This is a genomic window from Nostoc sp. UHCC 0302, from assembly GCF_038096175.1.
GTDB lineage: Bacteria > Cyanobacteriota > Cyanobacteriia > Cyanobacteriales > Nostocaceae > UHCC-0302.
In genome coordinates this window covers 3,528,309-3,551,150 of sequence record NZ_CP151099.1, presented here as the reverse complement: position 1 = coordinate 3,551,150, position 22,842 = coordinate 3,528,309, and the positions used below count along the sequence as shown (strand labels likewise).

The following is a 22,842-nucleotide window of genomic DNA, read 5'->3' as shown; positions in this document are numbered from 1 at the left end:
TCATGTTCGATCTCGACCAAACTATCAAAGATCGGCACTCAACCCGAAAATTCTTATCCAAACCCGTGCCACGAATTTTACTCAATGAAGCTCTTGCTCTAGCACAACTCGCGCCGTCAAATTCCAATACCCAGCCGTGGCGGGTAGTATTTGCTGAAGGTACGCGCCGCGATCGCTTGAAAACGTCTTTGCTAAAGCAAGCTCAGAATTTTGACGATTCTCAGTTACCCAAAATCGTTCAACTGCCGGAGGTATTCCAGCATTACCGCCAGGAACTGGGCGCACAAATCTATGGAGCAATGGGGATTGCTCGTGAAGATAAAGTGAGTCGAGAACGAGCCGTTCTGCGTAATTACGAGTTTTTTGATGCACCAGTGGTCGGTATCGTCTGTATGCACCGAGAACTGGGCGATGCGGATGCTTTAAGTGTAGGGATCTATTTACAAACGCTGATGCTGAGTCTGACTGCTCGTGGACTTGGCACTTGTGCTCAGGTTTCGCTAGCAGCTTATCCCGAAGTCATCCGCAGTGAGTTGAATATCTCACCGGAACTATCGATTTTATGTGGTTTAGCCGTTGGCTATACTGATCCTGATTTTCCCCCTAATCATCTGCATATTAAGCGCGATCCCATTGAGAAAAATATCTCGTTTCTTAACGATCTTGATCTAGCACATAGAAGTGATTGGAATACGTAATTGCCAAACGGTAGTCAGTGCGTTGAAGACATCACAAAGGACAATATGCAAAGAAAAATATTCAGAACGTCTGACGGTGCTGCATTGAGCTACATCAGCATAGGTCAAGGAAAACCGATCGTGATGCTTCACGGTTGGTCGCAATCAGCTGAACAATTCAAATATCAAATTCCCGTTTTTGCCGAACACTATCACGTGATCGCGGTCGATTTGAGAGGACACGGTGAGTCAGAAAAAGTATCGTTCGGTTATCGAGTCTCTCGCTTGTCCAAAGATATTCAGGAATTGATTAGTACTCTACAACTCGAAAAGCCACACCTATTAGGTCACTCAATGAAATGTTCCCTGATCTGGAGCTATCTCGATCTGTTTGGATTAAATGAGATTGATCGATTAGTGTTGGTTGATCAATCTCCACTGGTCATCTCGCGATCGCATTGGGATGCTCAAGAAATAGCAGAGTCTGGGGCAGTGTTGACTGCCGAACAACTCAATACAGCAGTACACGCTCTAGAGAACGGCAACGCTCTTGAAGTGACTCGAAATCTCCTGACTTCAATGGTGACTCCAGCGATGTCAAAAGAACAGTTTGAGTGGATTGTTGAGTGCAATCAACGCTTGCCACGAGCGATCGCTGCGATGCTGCTATATAACCATGCTCACATGGACTGGCGCGATCAGATTGTGAGGATTCGCAAGCCAACTCTGATTATTACTGGAAGAAAAAGTATAATCCCGTGGACATCGCAAGTCTGGATCAATCAAAGCATCCCTCACTCTGAGTTGGAAATTTTTGAAGCGGCTGAAGGCGGCGGACATTTCATGTTCATCGAGAATCCAGAAAAATTCAACCGACGAGTTTTGCAGTTCTTATCGCGATCGCCTGAAGCAAACCAAGAAAAGCATACAGCAGGGCTGGACACCCTAATTAGAAATTGATCGCATTGTCGCAGTCTCGAAGAAGCGCAAACGTTGAGGCTGATCCAGCAACTGTAATAAACAACCCATTCATCAATCGAAGCAATCTCATGATGCTCTTGATTAGTGAGCAGTACCTACTAGAAGCCATTCGCCCAATCATAAGTTTTGATAATGAAACTTTAGTATGAAGCAATGATTTGGAGAAAATTGTAATGCAGGTTTAACACTCAAACTGTAGATTGACCGTTTGACTACAGCAGATGCTCTTCTGAAAATTACTAGGGGATAAACAGATAAACCCTAGTAAAGGGCAATTACCAGAGATTAGCCCTAGTAGTATGCCAAGGGAAGTTTGCTAAGTAATACTTCGTTTTGATAAACTAGTCAAAAACGAGGTATAACATGGCGAAAAAGTACATTGTTGACTTGAGTGAAGATGAAGTTTTTCAACTGCAATCAATTATTAAAAAAGGTAAGCACAAGGCAAGAACTATAACCCGTGCAAACATTCTTTTGATGGCTGCTGAAGATGAAACAGACTCAGCGATCGCAGACAGAGTTAGAGTTCATTCAGCCACAGTACAAAGGATAAGAGAAAAATTTGTCATTGGTGGGTTGAATTTTGCATTAGAGGATGAAAAATATCCCCCAAAACCGAAAAAATTAGATGAAAAGCAAGAAGCATTTTTGATAGCAACTGCTTGCTCTAACCCACCAGAAGGGAGAGTACGTTGGACAATGCAATTATTAGCAGATCATTTAGTGAACGTTGGTATCATAGATTCAATTTCCGACGAAACAGTACGCCAGACTCTAAAAAAAATGAAATTAAACCGTGGTTGAAAGAACAGTGGTGTATTCCCGAAGTAAACGCAGAATTTGTGTGCCGAATGGAAGATGTATTGGATTTATATAATGAGCCATACAATCCGAAAAAACCTGTACTCTGTTTGGATGAACGCCCATATCAATTAGTAGAAGAAGTTAAAAAACCTTTGCCACCAGAACCGGATCAGCCTGAACGTTATGATTATGAATATAAACGTAATGGGGTAGTCAATTTATTTGCCCTTTTTGAACCTTTAGCTGGATGGAGGCATATTGAAGTTACACAACGTCGTACCAAGGTTGACTTTGCTAAACAATTGAAAGAACTGGTAGATGTCCATTACCGCGATGCTGAGGTAATTCGTTTAGTAGTTGATAATCTAAATATTCATACTCCAAGTACATTATATGAGGCTTTCACGCCACAAGAAGCACGTAGAATTATCCAAAAATTAGAGTTTCATTATACTCCTAAACACGCTTCTTGGTGAGCCAGTGCGTTGGGCGGGTTCCCCGACTTGAAGCAACTGGCGAACCCGAAGGGTTGAATCAAGTGGAAATTGAATTATCCGTTTTATCACGTCAATGTTTAGAACGACGTATTCCTAATATAGAAACATTAACTTCTGAAATTGCTGCTTGGGAGTCACAGCGTAATCAACAACAAACAAGTGTCCATTGGAGCTTTAAAACCAAGGATGCACGTAAAAAAATGCAACGTTTATATCCAGATTTAACTTAGCAAATTTCCCTTGGCAGACTACTAGTAACGAAATATCCCCTAGTAAAATATGACGCTACAAGGGTGAGGGCAGCGGGAGCATCCACTGGCGAACGATTACTAGGAATGACACAGATTACCCACAGGCGTACTATCATTTGGAGACGCTAGCGCGTAGCTTGCTTCTCCGTTCGCGATAGCGTCCCGTAGGGAAGGAGTACGGCTATCGCCTTGTGAAGTCATCGAAGTACATTCCCAAGCGGCTGCTGAAGCGAGTTCAGGAGATAGGGCGGGAGAAGGCGGCAGTGAGGGAGATTTTGCAGGTTCTGGAGGTGTTGAAATCATGATTTTGAGACTTTCGGCTAGTTATGGCTATGAGTTTTTGCATGAGTTTTTATATGAGCCTTTGAAAGAATTTAAATCAGTCAGCCATGCAATAATCAGCCTAATGTATAGATTCATGCGTGTCATGGGAATAAAAGTATTAACTGAGCCAATACAAAAGCTAATCTCAATCTCAAAGCTAAGCATAAAGCCTGTTTGACTTCTGAATTTTGCTTTATTTCTCTTTTTATATCAATAAATCAAATCCTGAATATTTAATGCTGTATCAAGGTTGGGTAAGGATATTGCAAATATTTAGTCAAAGAGTTTAGATTTCCTGAATTTTAGCTACTATCGTAAATTTACTAAATATTTTTAATATCAATCTGGAATCAGGTTTTGTGCATTTGTAGTTTTATATAGACACTATTTCAGAAATCAGGTATAGGAATCTGATTTTATTTCTGAAAAAATCTAAGTATATATAGTAATGCACCAAAATTATCGGATGGTGCGTTATGTCTCTGGTTAACGCACCATCCTAGCGTGGCAAACCTAAAATGGTGAAATAGAAAAATCATTTTTTCAGCGTTAATCTTCAGTTTTTTGTTTCAATCTAATGCACTACTTTAGTTTTGCTACGCTACTATTACGTGTATTTCAAAAATTAAAGATGAACAAGAATGTAGATTATATGGCACTTAAACCATAAGTCAGAATTTATCAGTTCTGGTAGTAGAACTTGAACACTGATTTATTAAATTTTTGTCTGATTTTTTAATTATTTCAAATCCCGATTTCTGACAAATTTTTTAACCAAATTATGGTAAGAATTTGGTAGTTTTTGTCATATTTAAATGCCTAAAAAAGTGATTTTACATGATTGATAAAAATGCCAAATTTTCTGAGATAACCTGCGGAATAACTGATTATAAAGGTGTTTATCTAGGCATACATAGAAGGCTGCTTTGTAAAAATCATGAGTTTACTGATCACGAACCAAGGATTATGAAGCAATGAATCGAAGTTTTAGATACCTAGCTTTATTTTGCTGCACGATATTAGTAATATTCTTCTTGAGTCAAGTAGAAGGATATACGCCAGCTCAGGTGACTTCAAAAACTTCTACTAAAGTCACTGCGGTCACTTTTAGCCCCAAGGGAGATACCTTAGCTAGCGGTACAGAAAAAGGGCAAATCGCCTTGATAGATGTTAAGAGTGGAAAGGTAGCTCGAACTATCAAGACCGACACAGATACTGCGATCGCTGGAATTGCTTACACCCCAGATGGCAAGCTAACTAGCGTCAGCACAGATACCAAAGTGCGGCGATGGAACATGGCTAGTGGCAAACAAGAAGCTATCCTCCAAGCATCTGAGAATCCGCCGAGGGCAATTGCTGTTAGCCCAGATGGTAAGTTTATAGCTAGTGCCGGGGAAGATCCCAATGTGGCTGTATGGGATTCAACAACAAACAAACTGATCAGGTTCTTTGAGGGGCATAAACGCTTTGTGAATAGCGTCGCCTTTAATAGCGATAGCACTCTCTTAGCTAGCGCTGATGAACAAGGTCGGATCTATGTATGGAATCTCAAAGAAAGCAAATTGCTGCGAACCCTGCTTGGACACGCAGACGGAATAACAGCGATCGCCTTTAATCCCAACCGCAAAAATGCAGATCAGCTAGCGAGTGTGAGCAAGGATGCCACAGTTAGACTTTGGGATGTAAGGGAAGGCACAGAGCTAAAAGTTTTCAATCAAGCGACTAAAGCTTTAAGGACAGTTGCTTTCAATCGCGGTGGTACGATTTTGATTGCTGGGGGTGATGACAAGAATATTTACAAATGGAACGTCAAGAGTGGCGTCCTACTTTCAACACTGCCAAGCGCAGGAAATGCTCCTATCAAAGCTATTGCCGTTAGTCCAGACGGTGTTAACTTTGCTAGTACATCAGAAAATGGTGATCTTAGCTTGCGGGATTCAGAAAGTAATCTACTGAAGCAAACCATCCAATTAACCCCTAGCTTATTAGACTCAACCACTGATGTGTTGCCCGTAAATTCTACTAGCTCAGTGCAAAAAACTACAGTCAGTCCTAGTAGAGAAACACTTATTGCTGCTACACCACCAGCACCTGGTGGGCCAATCTTAGTCATTACTAACGCTGCTAACCCATTTAGCAAATACTACTCAGAGATTCTGCGAAATGAAGGACTTAACACCTTCAATGAAAGTGATATCTCGTCAGTTTCAGCAGAGACACTTACCAACTACGATGTTGTGATTCTTGGCGAGATGGTTCTTACTCCTGCTCAGGTGACAATATTTACTGACTGGGTAACAGGTGGTGGCAATTTAATCGCCATGCGTCCTGATAAGCCGCTAACTAACTTACTAGGATTAACCGATGTAACTGAGCCAATATCTGAACTCTCCAATGCCTATTTGCTTGTAGATACTTCGACAGAAGCTGGCAATGGGATTGTTGACCAGACTATCCAATTCCACGGAACTGCTGACCGCTATACGCTTAACGGTGCTGACAGCATCGCTACACTATACAAAGATGCAACAACTGCAACTGCTAATCCAGCTATCACATTACGTAGCGTTGGTAGTAATGGTGGTCAAGCTGCTGCATTTACCTACGATTTAGCGCGTTCAATTATTTACACTCGCCAAGGAAATCCAGAGTGGGCTGCACAAGATCGTGATGGTGATAAAGACAAACTCATCCGTTCCGACGATTTATTTTTTGGCAATGCCAGTGAAAAACCGCAGCCAGATTGGATTAACCTCGATAAAGTAGCTATTCCCCAGGCTGATGAGCAACAACGCCTGCTGGCCAACTTGGTTCTCAAAATGAACCAGGATAAGAAACCACTACCGCGCTTCTGGTATTTCCCAGAGGTCAAAAATGCGCTCGTCAAAGCGGTTGTACTCATGACTGGTGACGACCACGCCAATGGTGGAACTGTAGGTCGGTTTAACCAATTTAAAGCTCTCAGTGAACCTGGTTGTTTAGTTGATGACTGGGAATGTATTAGAGGTACATCGTATATATATCCCAATACACCGCTAACTGACGCTCAGGCAGCTGCGTTTAATGCTGATGGCTTTGAATTATCGTTGCATGTCTCTACTAATTGTCAGAATTTTGAACCTGAAAAACTGCCAGCTTTATACACAGACCAATTAAATACTTTTACGAACAAGTACTCAAGTATCCCTGCCCCTGTCACTGAACGACATCACTGCTTGGTGTGGAGTGACTGGTTCACTACTCCACAAGTTGAACTTAATAACGGCATACGGCTTGATACTACTTACTACTACTGGCCATCCTATTGGACTAATGACCGTTCAGGATTTTTCTCTGGCTCTGGTATGCCAATGCGTTTGGCTAACAAAGACGGGGCAATGATTGATGTCTACCATGCGGTTACACAAATGACCGATGAGTCAGGACAAACATACCCTTCAACAGTTGATACTTTGCTAGATCGAGCAATTGGCTCAAAAGGATACTACGGTGTTTTTAATGTCAATGCTCATACTGACTATCAGGAAGATAACCCTGATCCTTCCTCAAAGAATGATGGCTTACAAGGCTCAATAGTTTCCAACGCGGTGGTTGCTTCCGCTCAAACCCGTAAGGTACCGATTATTTCTGCTAAACAACTGTTGACATGGCTCGACGGTCGCAACAATTCATCTTTCGGTTCTCTAGCATGGAGCAACAACACCCTCAACTTCACGCTTAGCAAAGGTACAGGTGCAAATAATTTACAGGCGATGCTACCAAATCTTTCTGGCAACCTAGTTTTGAGCAACATTACCCGCAATAGTAGTAATGTTACTTTCACAAAACAGGTAATCAAAGGTATTGAGTACGCCTTCTTTTCAGGTGATGCTGGTTCTTACGTTGCCACATACACACCAGATACAACATCCCCGACGGTTACTGCCAATACTCCTACCAGCGGAGCCACAAATGTTAATACTGTAACTAGTTTTACAGCAACCTTTAGTGAGCCAATAAATCCAGCAACGATTAATAGCAATACATTTGAACTGCAAAGCCCAGGGAACCTTCCTATTGCTGCCACTGTTACCTATGACCAAGCCAGCCTCACGGCGACGCTAAAACCGAGCAGCCCTTTGGCAATTTCAACGACTTACAACGCTACACTAAAAGGTGGAGCAACTGAGCCAACGGTGAAAGACCTAGCGGGCAATGCTTTAGCTGCAAACTTTACCTGGTCATTTACCACTACAAGTACACCCCCTGCTCAGAGCATTTGGAATAGTTCGGCAACTCCAGCCAACCCATCATTTTCTGATTCCAATGCCGTCGAGTTAGGAGTCAAGTTCCAATCTGATATTGATGGCTTCATTACTGGCATCCGATTCTATAAAGGAAGCGGTAACACAGGAACCCACATCGGCAATTTGTGGAGTATTAATGGTACGCAGCTAGCAACAGCAAATTTCAGTAACGAAACTACGTTGGGTTGGCAACAGGTTATCTTTAATACTCCAGTGGCAATTACCGCCAACACTACTTATGTTGCTTCCTACTATGCACCCAATGGAAACTACCCTTCTGATAATGGGTTCTTTGCCAGTTCTGGAGTCGATAATCCACCACTGCGCGCTCTACGCGAAGGAGTGAGTGGAGGTAATGGTGTCTTTAAGTATGGCAATACTGGCTTCCCCAATCAAAGTTTTCAGTCGAGTAATTACTGGGTAGATGTGGTCTTTGCAAGCAGTACAGGCCTTGACACAACCCCACCAACGGTAACTACAAAATCTCCTAATGGCGGCGCGACAGGGGTAAGTACAGCAACGAGCGTCACAGCTACTTTTAGTGAAGCAATGGACTCCGCAACTATTAATACCAACACATTTGAGTTACGCAACTCTAGTAATGCCTTGGTATTAGCCACTGTCAGCTATAACACTACTAACCGTACAGCAACGCTAACACCGAATAGCCCACTGGCAAACTCGACGACTTATACCGCTACTGCCAAAGGTGGGAGTACTGGGCTAAAAGACTTAGCAGGTAACGCTTTAACAGCGAACTTAACTTGGTCATTTACCACAGCAGCAACAGCATCATCCTCCACAATCTGGAGTCCTGCAACAACTCCCACTCTGTTAGCAGATTCTGATACCAGTGCTGTTGAGTTGGGTGTTAAATTCCGTTCAGATGTCAGCGGTTTTATTACTGGCATCCGATTTTATAAGAGTACAACTAATACTGGGGATCATGTCGGCACTTTATGGAGCAGTAATGGTACACAGCTAGCTACAGCAGCTTTCACTAGTGAGACAGCATCAGGTTGGCAGCAGGTCAACTTTACTACGCCAGTAGCAATTACTGCTAATACTACTTATATTGCTTCCTACCACACTAATGTTGGGCGTTACTCCGTAGACGAAGGGTACTTTGCTAGTACTGCTGTAGATAATCCACCACTGCACGCTCTTAGTAATGGGTCTAGTGGAGGTAATGGTGTTTACAAGTACAGCGCGGTTTCTGCCTTCCCAAATTCTACTTTCAGTTCGAGTAACTATTGGGTTGATATTGTCTTTAGTCCGAATTAGAACACTAATTCAGTAATCAATAATTAACAAGCCTCAAAATTATTGCAAGATTTTGAGGCTTGTTAGATGAAGCTCACCCCACCTCTAAAGAGGTGGGGAAGTGCGCCTCACAATAGGTTCAAAAGTTCATAATCTAGTGATTTTTAAGAAACAACGGGAGTAGCTGGAATAGTCATTGGTTCGTTGGTTTTGGGATTACGCCCTTCACGCTCGGAGCGAAGCGCGAATATTTAGAAATGTATGTCATTAATTAGTTCAATATCTCTGACAACTTGTCGCAGCCGTCTAATTATAGTGATTTATAGCGATCGCCTGATTCATATTTTGATTCAGCAATGCCAGATTTTCATTCATGCAATGAAGCCCCACAACTGCAAAAATGATTTTAATTAAAGAGCTTGACTGTACGAACTGAATTGTCAATATTTCCAGTTACATACACTGTATCCTTTGCGATCGCAACTCCTGTGAAAATAAAAGGTTTTGGCCCACTAGGAAAGCCCTGAAAGCCGATTGGTAAATTCTTCTTCAAAATCACGCTTCTACCAGTGTCAACATCAATAGCTTTAAGACTCTGCGTCCCAGTGTCAGCAATTACTGCAATTCCGTGAGGATGGTAAGCAACGCCCTCTGGAGAGGATAAATTTGAAGCAATCACTTGACGCTCTCCAGTTTTCAGGTTGATTCGCGAAAGTTTATTGCCCAGATACTCTGTAACTAAGACAGTAGAGTCATCTATTACAGCTAGACCAGTTGGACAGGATAAACCATCTGCAACTATACGGCGATTGGTGCCAGATTTGTCGAGGATTTGAGTAATCTGATTTAAAGCGCAATCAGCTACTAAAATACTGCCATCTGAAAGCTCAACGGCATCGTAGGGTGCAGCGAAGCCTGTGTAAGTGTTAAGTACATCTCCCGTGTTCCGGTCTAGTCGATGCACAGCATTAGCAAACCAACTGCTGATAATCGCGTGAGCATCATTAACAGAAACGGTCGTGGGAAATGGAATACCAGCTGCATAACCACCTAATGTCTTTTGTATGCGTCCGGTTTTTCTATCGAGAATTCGATAGGACGTAGCATCAGCAACATAGAGATTATCATTGTACACAGCAATTCCCCCTGGTGCTGTCAGCCCCCCACTTTGCAGAACTTTTCGGACAGCGCGGGTTTGTGTATTAACTTCAGTGATTCCAGTATCTACGTTGTTGCTCACATAGAGCAAATCGTCGAGACCAAAAGCAATATTATCCAGTCCTGGTTGTAACTTAACAATTAACTCACTCTGACCGGTTGTCGTATTTATCTTCAGGATTTCACCCCGTGCAATATCTACCGCAAACAGCTCACCTTTAGAATTAAATTTAACAGCGACTGGAGTTTTTAAGCCTGATGCAACCTTTTATATTACACCAGTATCAACATTAATTTTGGCGATTTCCCCTGTAAACTGGAGGGGGCTGTACAACAATCCATCAGGGCCAAAGTCAAAAGCATTTAACCCTGGTTGATTGAGAATTAAACGTGGGGGAGTTAGTCCGCTTAAGTCAATCTCATAAAGTCCTTTTAACGCAGGATTTAAAGCTTGAGCAACGAAGACGCGATCGCTCTGCTCATTTTGTATGATCGGATTAACGCCTGGTATACCTGAAGCAATCGTCTTAAAATTCCCTGTCTGTGGGTCAAAGCTTCTAACTTCACCTTCGATTGTAGCCGTGTAGAAAATCTGACCGTTTTGTTTAAAAAAGAAATCGTCAGCCTGACCTTGGGGGCGGTTGATGAAGGTTTTGTACTCTCCCGTCATCAAATCAACCCGATACACAGTTTGCTCAATGATGCTGGTCACATACAGTTGACCTGTAGCGTCAAAATTTAGACCGTTAAATCCTTTGAAGGATGATGGCGGTACTAAAACTTCTGGAACTGCTTGTGCGGATTTGATGTTGACTAAACAACAACTGGTCGCTAAAAGAAGTCCCCATTGCCAAAACTTATTCTTCAAACCTTTCATAAGCGATTACTTTGTCAAGTATAACCAGCACAGTGCTTAAGCATTGACATAACTTTGATTATCTGGAATCAATTCTGACTAATGTATAAATACAATACTTTTGCTCTTACTATGAATACAACATTTTTTAAGGAAAACTACTTTCCAATTTTGGAAAGTCAGCTTTTCAAAATTAATCAACTAATTTATGACCCAGAAAAAATTGGCAATTTTGATCAATAACTATAAGGAGCAAGAGTAAATATAGAGCTAGTAAGAATCACATCAATAAGGCTGCTACATCTAAAATGCAAGGTCACAAATAGGTTCTACAGCATTATACAAATGTAGTCCAAAGTCTCTAGTAAGCTGTTCACAAACTTTGATTGCACGTACACTATTGCCTTTGGCATCAAGAAGAGGTGAGAAGATAGCAATTCCGCACTTTCCAGGTATAACCGTAACTAGACCTCCACTAACTCCACTTTTGGCAGGAAGTCCAACTCGATAAGCCCATTCTCCTGCAAAATCGTACATTCCGCAGCTATGCATCACACTAAGTACATCTTGCACGTAATACTTGTTTAGTGCCTGTTCTCCTGTGATTGGATTGACTCCTTTATTTGCTAAAGTTGCTCCCATCATTGCCAAATCATGACAACTAACTGAAATGGAACATTGTTGAAAATATAAATCTAAAGTTTCCTCAATATTGCCGCTAATAATCCCAGAATTATGCATCAAGTAAGCAAGTGCTTTATTTCTACTCCCGGTTACCTTTTCTGACAAGAATACAGACCAATCCACATTATGCTTCCGTCCAGTGTAACGACTGAACATATTCAGTATTTTGTCAAGCCTTTTGCTAGCATCGTCAACTGTAAGTAAATCAGTTGTAGCGATCGCGCCTGCATTTACCATTGGATTATAAGGACGATTATTTTTTTGATCTAGAGCAATTGAATTAAAAGCTTCGCCTGTTGGTTCTACTCCCACTCTATTCAACACAACTTCCCGTCCATAATTCTCTAATGCCATACCATAAACAAATGGTTTGGAGATAGATTGGATAGTAAATGTCTGTTGGTAGTCTCCTATTTGATAAATTTGACCATCTGTGGTAACTATTGAAATACCAAACCACTCTGGATTTGCCTTTTGGAGTTCTGGAATGTAGTCTGCAAGTAGGCCCTCTTTTAAGGACTGATATTTTTGATGTAACCCAATCAAATAGTTATGAAATCGAGAGTTTACAGATTTATTTATATTAGGTTTGTCTAATAATGCTTCTAATTTGATAGGCGTAGAATTTATTTTAAATTGAGAATTTCTACGGATTAGCAAAGACCCAGATTGTTGTTTAACTTGCATTTTAAGATTACCTGTAAAACTTAAATTTAACTTTTAACAGCAGCCTAAATTTATGATTGTATTTTTTTGTCAATTACTAATCAGTTCGTTAATTTAGAAGTTATCTTGATTTTGAGCAATTCTGCTTTAGAATAAGCTGTCTATCTTGCAAAACATTAAGATAGGCAGTTTCACGACTCCAAGGATCTTCTATCTCATAAGTTGTATTGGCATTACTAAAACTATAAATCCAAGAACTTCCACTATTGCGTGAACCGCCATTTCTCAGAACTAAGTTTTTATTCTGACTACGCGAACTGTAAGAATATTCATTCAAAGAATATTCATTTAATGTTACAGTGTATTTCCCACAGTAGTAGGTATGCTTCCATCCAACATGGGCTTGGGCTGTTTTTGGAAATATTGCCGCTGTCAAGATGGCAATTCCCGCAGTCAGAGAAATAACTAACACCTTCAGATTTTCTCCTTCAGGTAGTATTTGTTCATCAAATTTTTATTTGATGGTACTTGTATTTCCTATATCTTTTAGGATAAGTGGATTGAACTAAATCCACATCGTTAAGCTAGGAAATCAACCTTCCAAGTTTGGAAAGCAATTTTTGAAAATTAGTAACATTAATTTATGAACCCGAACAAGTAGGCAGTTGTGACCAAGGAGCATCAGGAGCAACAGTTGGGGCAGAAGCAGTTAAAATCACTTCACCATCAGATCCGTAGATCCATCCCTTTGCTTCAATCAGTGGCGCGGGTGTCAGTAATTCATGCTTGTTGTCAGTAGCTGTGTTCTCTTGTGGCGTTGAGATACTTGCGCTTGTAACAGTTGGAATCTGATAAGTCTGATAGGATGCAACTGCGGGGTCATCTGGCATCACTGGTGAGCCTCCGTTTCCCGTAATGATGAATTTTCCTTCTGGTCGTTTACTTCGTGCAATGCAACTATTAGCAATCAACTGTGAAGTATCTATGATGTTTGTGGGCAGGGTAGTTAGACCTTGAGAAGGATCTACATCTGGTGCATTAATTTGCACATTGCCATTAAACTGTGGATTAGCACCTGTTGCGGTAATATCGCTATTTGAAGTTGGTGCATTTCGGAATTGAGTGCCAATGATAGCTTCAGCTGCAATCCTAACATTGCCACCCCGAAAGTCTGTAGAATTGGCGCTAATATCGCTATCATCAAATGCCACTAAAACATCGGTATCAATATTAATATTGCCACCAATGACATTTTCTCCAAAAGCATTTGTGGTGATATTGCTGCTACGAAGCAATATCAATTCTCTAGAGCGCAGATTGATAGTAGCTTGTTCTATATTGGGGTCAGTGTTGACTGCTTGGGTATTAGCATCAATAGTAGCGTTGTTATTTAAACGAATGGAGTTAGCATTAATAATCAAATTACCTGCAATTCCTTCAGTTATACTTTTTACAGTTACTATCGCCCCATCTTGAACCAGCAATTTATCGGTACTAATCGTTAAGTCTCCTGCATTTCCGGTGCTACCTAAACCGGCAACCGCAAACAAGCCGCTCTTAGTCTGACCATTAGCTGAGGTACCAACAACTTGCACATCGTCAGCAGTGACAGTTAAAGAACCTCCTTTCCCTGCTCCCAATGTGCCAGCACTCACCTGTGCGCCATCTTTAACAAGCAACTGTTGTGTGTTAATCGTTAAATTGCCTGCATCTCCGGTTGATTGAGTTTGAGCAAATAAGCCGCCAGGAAATTGACTATCAGCTGACTGACCAATAACTTGCACATCTTTAGCTGTAACAGTTAGAGAACCTCCTTTGCCTCTTCCAAATGTGCTAGCACTCACCTCTGCACCGTCTTGCACAAGCAACCGTTGGGTATTAATCTTTAAGTCCCCTGCATTACCACTTGAGTAAGTGGAAGTAAACAAACCACTAGGAAACTGACCATCAGCAGATTCACTAATTAGTTGCACATCGTTAGCATTGACAGTTAGAAAACCACCTTGACCTTGACTAATTGTTCCTGCAATTACCTGCCCTCCATCTTGTACCAGCAATTTTTGGGTATTAATGGTTAATTTACCTGCGTCTCCGGTTGAGCTAGCTAGAACATATAACGCACTGACAGAACTCCCATCAACAGAGGTACCCATGATTTGCACATCGTTAGCAGTGACAGTTAAAAAGCCGCTTCTGCCTGATCCTGATGTGCTGGCACTTACTTGGGCACCATCTTGCACAAGCAAATTTTGAGTATTAATTTTCAAGTCTCCTGCATCCCCGGTCGAGCGAGTATCGGCAAATAAGCCAGTAAAAAACTGACCATCAGCAGATCTACCAAATAACTCTAGTGACTCAGTAGCGTTAATTACTAAATTTCCGCCTTTTTCTGCTCCCAAAGTACTTGTTTCTATCCCTGAACCATCACTCAAGGTGATACGCCGACCCTGCACTTGTATATCACCACTAGCATTACCACTAGCATCTACAGATGAAAGTTGTGATAGTTGAATATTGCCAAAATTTTGCACTCCATCATAACTCAAGGCAAAACCTTTACTGATGGGTAGGAGGCTGACGAAGCTATTATCTTTCACACTTCCTAACTCTATCCTTCCCCCTGCTGTTTTTAGTGTTGCTCCTTGTAGCGAAATATCACCACCTACTAAGGCTAAGGTCTTGGTTGCTGGCACTCGTAGTGCATTTGTTGTGTCAATTAGCTCTTGGGTTGTCCTTCTTCCCTGACTATCGCCTTTAACCTCAATTCTTCTGGGATTAACTCCATATTGCAAGCCGATTGGTACACTGATAGTTAATAAAGGCACAGCTTGTTGTGTTATCGCACTAAATTCTGTACCATCAGCAAAGTTTATAGTTTTTGCTGTACTTGCCAAAAATGAACCACCAATATTGAGAGCAGCATTTTTACCAAAAATTATCCCGTTGGGATTGAGCAAGAACACGTTAGCAATACCATTTGCTCGCATCAACCCATCAATATTCGAGACTAAGTTACCTGTGACGCGAGCGAAGATGTTCTGAATCAATGCGGCGTTGTTAAAAAACGCCTCCCCGCTTGTAGGTACTGAAAACTCATTAAAACTGTGGAAGAGGTTGCTTCCTCGAACAGTTCCTCCTTCAATTGTGCAAGCCGTGCATCCTGGGGCGACGCTGGAATTTATCGGCAGTGTATTATCGGGAACAATTTGAGCGTTCACAGGGCTACTTATTACAAAAGTTGCACTTGCATAGCATCCTGTAAGAATTACCGCTCCAAAACTAAATAGCAGCGAATTCCAGCGTTGATAATACTCTGATTTTACTTTCACAACAATCTCAACTTTTAGCACCCAGTAGTCATAGTACCTCTTTTCTACTTTCACTAGAGAATAATTGAAAAACCCTATTCTTACATTCTTTTACATATAAATTACAAATAGTAAAATGGGCGTGCAATCGTCGTGTTGGTTGAATAATCCACTGCCTTTCCGATTTTGGCAAACTAAATTCCTCAAATTGCAACACACAACTAGCTATTTATTCGTACCCTAGTATCTAAGCAAAACTTTTACTGAGATGCCGGGTTAGTTTTTAATTACAAGAACTTAGACTTGCTGTAGTTTCAGTAGCTATGAAAAATTTAAAAATTATGTCAACTATCATGCAAAAATTTTTAGTCGTTGACGACCATGAAGCAATTCTTCAAGGCACAATTCCAGCACTCAAAGACAAATACCCAGAAGTAGAAATCCTCGCGGCTCAGGATGCCCAAACTGCATATCAGCAATTTGAACGCCACCACCCAGACTTGCTAATTGTTGATTTATGTCTGCCAGAAAAGCCTCAAGCCCCAGCTCAGGTTGAGGTTGGGATGCAACTGATCAAAACTTTGATGTCCAGCACTCTTGCCCCTAATTTAGTGGTGCTGAGTACCAATGTTAAACCTTTGGTGCGCCTCAAACCGATGATTAATGCCTATGAAGGTGGCTTTGCGGCTATGGATAAGTCTTTGCCTATCCGCGAAATGTTAAAGTTCATTGACTTGGCGTTGCGCGGCTCTATCTATTTATCTTCAGAACTGCGATCGCGCCCAGAATTTGACCGAAAATGGCTAGAGGTGCTGACGCTAAAATATCAAGAAGGCTTGACAGATAAAGCGATCGCCCAAAAAATGAACCTGAGCGATCGCACTGTACGAAACTACTGGATTAGACTGCAAGATGCTTTGGGTGTGTATGACGAACCTGGTAAAGAATTGAGAATTCAAATTGAAATTGCAGCTAGAAAAATCGGATTAATCAACTGATGAAAATCGCACTTTCAACTCAAAGCAATTTATGGAAAAAAGTTCATAAAGAACTGAAACTCTGGCGAGAAGTAGTGCTGCCAGGACTCTCTGTGGTAGGAATTATCATGCTTGTGCGCTCAACAGGATTATTGCAATCGCAAGAGTGGCTGGCTTTCGATCAATTGCTCCGGCTACGACCTAATGAAGCTGTCGATTCGCGGGTAGTAATTGTGGGTATTGATGAAGACGATATTAACTATGTAGGCAGGTTTCCCATCCCAGATAAAGAAATCGCCCAAATGTTGAGCATCTTAAATAGCTACAAACCCAAAGTCATCGGTCTCGACCTTTTTAGAGATAAAAGGAACTCGGCTGATGCAGAGCTTGTACCTGTTTGGAGAGAGAATCCAAATCTCATCGGAGTTGAAGTAGCATTAAACCAAAAACAATCTTTTAATGTTAAACCACCACCTGAGTTACCTGCCCAACGAGTCGGCTTTGCAGACTTAATTGTAGATCCGGACGGGAAGTTGCGACGTGGCTTAATTGCAAGTAAAACTTACACCGGAGAACTGAAATACTCTCTACCTCTGCGTTTAGCACAATTCTATTTACGTGAGCAAGGAATCAAGTTTGCTCATGGTAGTCGCTCTTTTGACCCCATTAAGTTCGGTTCAAGTCGGCTAGTCCGATTTCTCCCCGATTCTGGCGGATATGTGGGAACTGATGCCAATGGCTTTCAAATGCTACTCAACTTTCGCTCTCATCCCCAACCTTTTCGCACCATATCTCTCAGAGATGTCCTCAATAAAAAAATTGATCCTAGTTGGATTCGCGATCGCGTCGTGATTGTTGGCATGACTGCCCCCAGCGTTAAAGATAACTTTATCATCTCCGCAGTTAAAAATACACTTTACACCACGGCTTTAGGAGTTGAAAACTCTGCTAATCAATACCAATGGATTTATGGTGTAGAAGTTCATGCTCATGCTACGAGCCAAATCATTAGTCATGTTTTAGACAGACGACCACTGCTAAAAGTCTGGTCAGAAATTTGGGAGTATTTATGGATTTTAGCTTGGGGTTTACTCGGCATAATTCTGGGTTTAATCCTGCAATCTCCGGCAAAGACATTGTTGAGTCTTGGTGTAACTAGTACCGGACTTGTTGGGATTTGTTATATTTGCCTAGTTCTGGGTTGGTGGATTCCTTTAGTACCAACCTTGTTAGCTCTTACAAGTGCAGGACTGACAACATTTTTTTTTGACAGAGATTTAAGAACACTACTTGAACAGCGCAGTTTAACTCTGAAGCGCTCTTTTGAAGCAATCCATAATGGGCCTTTACAAAGCTTGGCTGTGATGTTGAGGAGCTTTGGCGAAAAAGAGATAGAGTCTGAAAACTTGCGAGCGCAGCTTGAACAACTAAATCGAGAATTACGCGCTATTCCTGAATATCTCACTCAAGAAATGCTCAGTCGTAATGATAGTGTTTATTTAGAGGGAAATGAAGTACTCGATTTGCAAACTCCCATTGCTGAGATGCTTTATTATGTTTACGACATTACCTTAAGAAGAAACTTTCAAGGATTTACGACCATCCAAAGTTTTATTCCTCCTAATTTTGAACCATTAGATGAGTGCAACCTAAATGCAAATCAAAAGCGAAGCTTGTACATTTTTTTGCAAGAAGCTTTATGTAATGTCGGTAAACATTCCCAAGGAGCTACTCGTCTTGATGTTGTTTGTACGCGCTCATCGAGGGAGTATTGCCTGCAAGTAATTGATAATGGGTTTGTGAGTATATCTAAAAACTATCAACGTCATGGGCAAGGAACAGAACAAGCTCAAGATTTAGCCCGACAATTGAGAGGTAGATTTCGACGATATCCTCACTCTCCACAAGGTACTGTCTGCGAATTGGCTTGGCCCATAGCAAGTAATTGGTGGCAGCAATTTTTATATTTAGGTAATTGGAACTTTTTAGTGAAACAAAATATTAAATCAATAAGTATTAAGAAGTAAAAGTAAAAAGATAATCTCCACTTTTGCTACCGCTATAAATGCAATCCTATTTAGAAAAACTACTTTCCACCTCGGGAATATACATCTAAGTCTTGTAATCAAATAAAGCTGGGTATGCTTACTTCAGGAATTGCAAGACCAGTTGGTTAAACTTTTCTGGGTTTTCAATGAACATGAAATGTCCTCCGCCTTCAGCTTCTTCAAAGATTTCCAATTCTGAGTTAAGAATGCTTTTATTCATCCAGACTTGCGATTTCCAAGGAATAATACTTTTTCTGCCACCAATAATTAGAGTTGGTTTACGAATCCTGGCAATTTGATCTCGCCAATCTGTATGAAATTGGTTGTATAGCGAATGGCACTAAGTTAAGCGTAAACCCCTTATATAACTGGCTTTTGGGTGTGGGGTGTGGGGTGTGGGGTTGCAGGTTTGGGAAATCAAGAAAATGTTGAACTCCTTGACGCAACTAAAGTTTAATTGTCTTAAACACCACACCCTACACCCTGCCCCCAACACCCTGCCAAGCGCGAGATTTCACGTTTTCTTAGTGACATTCGGTTGTATAGCAACGTTGCAGCAAGCGATCGCGGAAACTCAAGATTGCACTCTACCATCCACTCAAATTGTTCTTTTGGTATGGCATTCGTCACCATCGCAGCCAGGGTGTTTCGAGTAACTTCTTGGGCTGAAGAACTTTCCAGACTATGCACTACATTATTTAGTTGCTCAGCTGTAACAATCGCACCAGCCTCCTCGATTTCTTGAGAGTCCCAATGTGGGCGAGAGGTATATAGCGGAGATTGATCCACAAATACTAATCGCTCAATTCCATCTGACCCGAACAGATCGAGGTAACTCCAGATAACAGCACACCCCATAGAGTGACCAAGCAGGTGTGGTTTTTCTAATTGCAGAAAATCGATCAATTCTTGGATATCTTTGGATAATCGAGATAACCGATAACCGTAAGTTACTTTCTCTGATTTACCGTGTCCTCTCAAATCAACAGCGACGACATGATATTGTTCAGCAAAGGCGGAAATTTGATATGTAAATTGTTCAGCTGACTGCGACCAACCGTGAATTAAAACAATAGATTTTCCCTTACCCACGCTAATGTAGCTCAATGTTGCATCATCTGAAGTTTTGAATCTTTTTCTTGGGAACTTATTCATTGTAACTAAAGCTTTTTTATAAAACTTCGCCTTAATGCATTAACACTGTATGCTGGAACAATCGCATTGCAGGAGCTTGCACTTAGATGACATGATAATACAAGTATTAAATTTGTAGCCCAAAATTGTGATATTCAACTGTCCACACGCCGCTCAATTTTTGGCTTTTCTCAAAAATCTCGCAAGTAAACCCAGCGTTTTGTAGAGATTTAGCAGTTGCCAGCCCAGCGACTCTAGAGCCAATAATACCAATAGTTTTTATATTCATTGTCAGCGAGAATTAGCGTTCGCCGTTATGGTTGCCACACAAAATTAGTCACACTCAAATCACGGTCATCGCTCAATTGTTTCAGCCCTGAACCATCTCGATTCATGACATATAAATTGAATACTGGACTATTTCCTTTGGGTGAAGCCGACTTGAGTTCAGACGCAGTAAATGCAATTTGTTGACCGTCAGCAGACCACATTGGATTGAAAATGGCTGAAAATCCAGAAGTTAGACTAATCGAGCCTGAATCATCAATATTGATGAGGTCAAGCTTTATACCTTGTTTTTTAGTTACCAATGCAATCTGCTTACTATCTGGTGACCAAGAAAGACCAAAATAAGTATCTCGTTGTTGAGTGAGATTTTTTGGTTTACCTCCCTTGATGTCAAGTAAATAGATATTGCCTTCAGTAAAAGGGGCATTTGGAGATTCCTGTTGATAATAAGCTAGGCGAGTGCTGTCTGGCGACCAAAGTACCCGAACAGTTCCCAAGCTTCCACGCGTTTTGGCTTGATTTAGAAGCTTTCCATTTGTATTTAGCAAGTAAATTTGTTGCTCGTCAGGTTTTTCCAAATATCGATCTAGCCGAGCAATGTAGGTACTATCTGGTGACCAAACAAAGGTACTATAGCGGGTTAACTTAGAATCTGGAAGTGCTGCCAATCGAGCTAACTTAGTCCCATCCGCGTTCATTTGATAGGCAATTTGACCTTCAAAGAAGACAACCTGTTTTCCGTTGGGTGAGATGGCAATATTAGATTCAATTTTATTCACATCAGCGTAAATCCAACGTCGAATGAGTTGAGTTTGCCCAGAGCGTGTTGTATTACTTACATAAAGCTCGGTTATGCGGCCGTACCCGGTTTGAGGATCGTCAAAAGGACAAGTTTTTTCAAACACCAGATTTTGACTGTCTGAAGACCAAACCCCATTAAACTGAGGTGAGATTGGTGAACACTTGTCATCTGAAAACAGCTTGGTTAGCCTAGACCCATCAGCATTTACAGCATAAACAACATAGGCTCCATTGGCACTCAGTTGAACAAACGCAAGTCGCTGTTCATTGGGAGACCATACTGGCTGGGTGATATTACCTTCAGCAGCGATAATATTTAAAGTGGAAGTGAGTTTGCGGCGATCGCTTCCGTCTCTGTTGACTGTAAATAGATTCGCTTTAACCTTGTTACCCTGATATCCCCACGCAGTAAAAGCAATTGAGGATTCTTTTCTCACCGTTTCTGTTAATTGTCTTTTTTCAGCATCCACTGCAACAGACGGTGAGAAGGATAATGTACAAGAAAATAGCGGTAGTACAAGCAGAGAACTTAGAGCAAGTAGTGAGTACTTCATAAGACGCATTTGGACAATTTTGTAAAGCAAAAGTTGATTTAGAAGTTGGAAACTTTACTACACAATTTAGGTGTTTATAATTTTCGCTAGTTAATTCTGGAAGATGGCTCTAGTAAGTCAGCAAAAAACTGTTGCAATCACTCTCTTGAGTGTATCTGGCAGCGCGAGATAACCAAACGTAGCGATAATCGTCGGCTAATGGTAGCGCTTTAAGAAACTCCTGCACTGATTCTAATTTCCATTCCAAAGGTGCAGCAGGTGATATTTGAGATGCTCCTGCTGCATAACGTAGAATTGCTTCTATCAACGCCGCCGCCTCAATAATAGGTTGTGCGTGCATCCAGGAAGGGAAAATACGTGCTTCAAAGGTAAATTTGCTAGGAATAGAGTGAATTAGATTTTTGATATTAAAGTCGCAGTATTTTGTTAATTCAAGTTTTGCAAGACGTGCTTTAGCATCCGACCAAGACATTTCGGAAAAATCTGATTGATTGACTAATACCAATAACTCTTCATCCCACATTCCCAAGCGTCTGCAATTGGGGTTAGTTCCTACCAATCGTTTTAAATTTTCCCCGTGTGTCCATAAAAGATTTACTAGATTAGCGAAAACTCTAGTAGAACATAAAGGTGTAGCATCAAAGTGCAGGTGAGTTGCACCTTCAACTGGAATTGTGAAGCCAATAGAGCGAGCTGCTGACAAAAGTACTTCTAAGCGATCGCCATGATTAGTCTCAATAGGCGGGGTAATTAGCTCACAGGGACGTTCTCTCTCTCCTGGCAGGGGTGCAGCGATCGCTATTGGATTACCTGTGCGATCGCTAACACGCACCATCCCGCCAGGCCCTTCTTCCGGATAGGTAGAAAATAATCTAGCAATCGGCTTGAGTACGTCGGTGAGAGAATCAGCAGCATTAGCTTGGCTTTCTACTAGTTGCAGCAGTCTGCTATCATTGCTGACAATCCGATACCATCCTGGCTGTGGTTTTTCAGTTTTGTCTAAGTCTTCAACAAGGGTTAGGTCATCTACACATCGAGCAATCAAACATCCGTGTCGATCAATCACCTCAAATCCCAAAGTAAGATTTTGAAATAAAGGAGTTCCTGGAACCTGACTTAGTTCAGACTGGGGATGAAACACGCGATGCACTCTTGCATCATATTGTTGGGCGATCAACTCTGCTAAATCCTGTCTGCTATGTCCTCTAGGTGACATCAGCTCTATCTCGAAGCCTATTTTCCAATTCAAAAAAGACATAGTAATAATTCGTAATTCGTAATTCGT

The 22,842-nt window shown here is 41.3% G+C and carries 16 protein-coding genes and 1 pseudogene; 6 read left to right on the top strand and 11 right to left on the bottom strand.

The genetic code is table 11. The annotated features are described in order from the left end of the window. Positions 1 to 2: 2 nt before the first annotated feature. The 3 genes and pseudogenes from WKK05_RS15370 to WKK05_RS15360 all read left to right on the top strand — a co-directional run bounded on the left by WKK05_RS15370 (position 3) and on the right by WKK05_RS15360 (position 3,189). The gene (locus WKK05_RS15370) at positions 3 to 698 is read left to right on the top strand and encodes a nitroreductase (protein WP_341530490.1); all 696 of its coding nucleotides are present in this window, start codon (positions 3 to 5) and stop codon (positions 696 to 698) included. Between the two features lie 45 nt (positions 699 to 743). Further along, complete coding sequence (locus WKK05_RS15365; protein ID WP_341530489.1) at positions 744 to 1,637, top strand: alpha/beta hydrolase; 894 nt, start codon at positions 744 to 746, stop codon at positions 1,635 to 1,637. Between the two features lie 384 nt (positions 1,638 to 2,021). Then, positions 2,022 to 3,189, top strand: a pseudogene (locus WKK05_RS15360) (IS630 family transposase). Positions 3,190 to 3,288: 99 nt separating this feature from the next. Here the strand turns inward: WKK05_RS15360 and WKK05_RS15355 are convergent. Further along, a complete protein-coding gene (locus tag WKK05_RS15355; protein WP_341530488.1) occupies positions 3,289 to 3,513 on the bottom strand; it encodes a hypothetical protein in 225 nt (74 codons plus the stop codon). A 995-nt stretch (positions 3,514 to 4,508) separates the two neighbouring features. Here WKK05_RS15355 and WKK05_RS15350 point away from each other — a divergent pair. Then, positions 4,509 to 9,104, top strand: coding sequence for a DUF4082 domain-containing protein (locus WKK05_RS15350; RefSeq protein WP_341530487.1), 4,596 nt, complete (start codon positions 4,509 to 4,511; stop codon positions 9,102 to 9,104). Positions 9,105 to 9,489: 385 nt separating this feature from the next. On the opposite strand, the gene WKK05_RS15345 is transcribed toward WKK05_RS15350, so the two are convergent. The 5 genes from WKK05_RS15345 to WKK05_RS15325 all read right to left on the bottom strand — a co-directional run bounded on the left by WKK05_RS15345 (position 9,490) and on the right by WKK05_RS15325 (position 15,776). Continuing rightward, positions 9,490 to 10,323, bottom strand: a complete 834-nt coding sequence (locus WKK05_RS15345; RefSeq protein ID WP_341530486.1) for a hypothetical protein — start codon at positions 10,321 to 10,323, stop codon at positions 9,490 to 9,492. A gap of 186 nt (positions 10,324 to 10,509) precedes the next feature. Beyond that, positions 10,510 to 11,118 (bottom strand): hypothetical protein, encoded by a 609-nt coding sequence (locus WKK05_RS15340; RefSeq protein ID WP_341530485.1) that lies wholly within the window; start codon positions 11,116 to 11,118, stop codon positions 10,510 to 10,512. Between the two features lie 282 nt (positions 11,119 to 11,400). After that, positions 11,401 to 12,468, bottom strand: a complete 1,068-nt coding sequence (gene glsA, locus WKK05_RS15335) for a glutaminase A (RefSeq protein ID WP_341530484.1) — start codon at positions 12,466 to 12,468, stop codon at positions 11,401 to 11,403. A 100-nt stretch (positions 12,469 to 12,568) separates the two neighbouring features. After that, on the bottom strand, positions 12,569 to 12,919 hold the full coding sequence (locus WKK05_RS15330) for a hypothetical protein (RefSeq protein WP_341530483.1): 351 nt from the start codon (positions 12,917 to 12,919) through the stop codon (positions 12,569 to 12,571). Positions 12,920 to 13,088: 169 nt separating this feature from the next. Then, complete coding sequence (locus WKK05_RS15325; protein ID WP_341530482.1) at positions 13,089 to 15,776, bottom strand: S-layer family protein; 2,688 nt, start codon at positions 15,774 to 15,776, stop codon at positions 13,089 to 13,091. 320 nt (positions 15,777 to 16,096) lie between these two features. On the opposite strand from WKK05_RS15325, the gene WKK05_RS15320 reads away from it, so the two are divergent. Together WKK05_RS15320 and WKK05_RS15315 are read left to right on the top strand one after the other, a co-directional pair. Beyond that, the gene (locus WKK05_RS15320; protein WP_341529898.1) at positions 16,097 to 16,753 is read left to right on the top strand and encodes a response regulator transcription factor; all 657 of its coding nucleotides are present in this window, start codon (positions 16,097 to 16,099) and stop codon (positions 16,751 to 16,753) included. After that, positions 16,753 to 18,759: a CHASE2 domain-containing protein gene (locus WKK05_RS15315; RefSeq protein WP_341529897.1), complete on the top strand. Its 2,007-nt coding sequence runs from the start codon at positions 16,753 to 16,755 to the stop codon at positions 18,757 to 18,759. The genes WKK05_RS15320 and WKK05_RS15315 overlap by 1 nt, the downstream gene beginning before the upstream one ends. 118 nt (positions 18,760 to 18,877) lie before the next feature. Here the strand turns inward: WKK05_RS15315 and WKK05_RS15310 are convergent, their stop codons facing one another. The 5 genes from WKK05_RS15310 to WKK05_RS15290 all read right to left on the bottom strand — a co-directional run bounded on the left by WKK05_RS15310 (position 18,878) and on the right by WKK05_RS15290 (position 22,815). Further along, positions 18,878 to 19,000 carry an alpha/beta hydrolase gene (locus tag WKK05_RS15310; RefSeq protein ID WP_341529896.1) on the bottom strand — a complete coding sequence of 41 codons (123 nt, stop codon included), beginning with the start codon at positions 18,998 to 19,000 and terminating at the stop codon, positions 18,878 to 18,880. 242 nt (positions 19,001 to 19,242) lie between these two features. After that, positions 19,243 to 19,935, bottom strand: a complete 693-nt coding sequence (locus WKK05_RS15305) for an alpha/beta hydrolase (protein WP_341530481.1) — start codon at positions 19,933 to 19,935, stop codon at positions 19,243 to 19,245. Between the two features lie 106 nt (positions 19,936 to 20,041). Then, positions 20,042 to 20,203, bottom strand: coding sequence for an NAD(P)-binding protein (locus tag WKK05_RS15300; RefSeq protein ID WP_341530480.1), 162 nt, complete (start codon positions 20,201 to 20,203; stop codon positions 20,042 to 20,044). A gap of 25 nt (positions 20,204 to 20,228) precedes the next feature. After that, positions 20,229 to 21,557 carry a hypothetical protein gene (locus WKK05_RS15295; RefSeq protein ID WP_341530479.1) on the bottom strand — a complete coding sequence of 443 codons (1,329 nt, stop codon included), beginning with the start codon at positions 21,555 to 21,557 and terminating at the stop codon, positions 20,229 to 20,231. A 109-nt stretch (positions 21,558 to 21,666) separates the two neighbouring features. Continuing rightward, a complete protein-coding gene (locus WKK05_RS15290) occupies positions 21,667 to 22,815 on the bottom strand; it encodes an amidoligase family protein (RefSeq protein WP_341530478.1) in 1,149 nt (382 codons plus the stop codon). Between the last annotated feature and the right edge of the window lie 27 nt (positions 22,816 to 22,842).

Excerpts from the sequence above, each read along its gene's own strand:
- WKK05_RS15305 (WP_341530481.1), bottom strand. The coding sequence starts at position 19,935 with ATGAATAAGTTCCCAAGAAAAAGATTCAAAACTTCAGATGATGCAACA.
- WKK05_RS15290 (WP_341530478.1), bottom strand. The coding sequence starts at position 22,815 with ATGTCTTTTTTGAATTGGAAAATAGGCTTCGAGATAGAGCTGATGTCA.
- WKK05_RS15320 (WP_341529898.1), top strand. The coding sequence starts at position 16,097 with ATGTCAACTATCATGCAAAAATTTTTAGTCGTTGACGACCATGAAGCA.
- WKK05_RS15315 (WP_341529897.1), top strand. The coding sequence starts at position 16,753 with ATGAAAATCGCACTTTCAACTCAAAGCAATTTATGGAAAAAAGTTCAT.
- WKK05_RS15365 (WP_341530489.1), top strand. The coding sequence starts at position 744 with ATGCAAAGAAAAATATTCAGAACGTCTGACGGTGCTGCATTGAGCTAC.
- WKK05_RS15295 (WP_341530479.1), bottom strand. The coding sequence starts at position 21,557 with ATGAAGTACTCACTACTTGCTCTAAGTTCTCTGCTTGTACTACCGCTA.
- WKK05_RS15370 (WP_341530490.1), top strand. The coding sequence starts at position 3 with ATGTTCGATCTCGACCAAACTATCAAAGATCGGCACTCAACCCGAAAA.
- WKK05_RS15300 (WP_341530480.1), bottom strand. The coding sequence starts at position 20,203 with ATGAATATAAAAACTATTGGTATTATTGGCTCTAGAGTCGCTGGGCTG.
- glsA (WP_341530484.1), bottom strand. The coding sequence starts at position 12,468 with ATGCAAGTTAAACAACAATCTGGGTCTTTGCTAATCCGTAGAAATTCT.
- WKK05_RS15350 (WP_341530487.1), top strand. The coding sequence starts at position 4,509 with ATGAATCGAAGTTTTAGATACCTAGCTTTATTTTGCTGCACGATATTA.
- WKK05_RS15355 (WP_341530488.1), bottom strand. The coding sequence starts at position 3,513 with ATGATTTCAACACCTCCAGAACCTGCAAAATCTCCCTCACTGCCGCCT.
- WKK05_RS15340 (WP_341530485.1), bottom strand. The coding sequence starts at position 11,118 with ATGAAAGGTTTGAAGAATAAGTTTTGGCAATGGGGACTTCTTTTAGCG.
- WKK05_RS15310 (WP_341529896.1), bottom strand. The coding sequence starts at position 19,000 with ATGAATAAAAGCATTCTTAACTCAGAATTGGAAATCTTTGAAGAAGCT.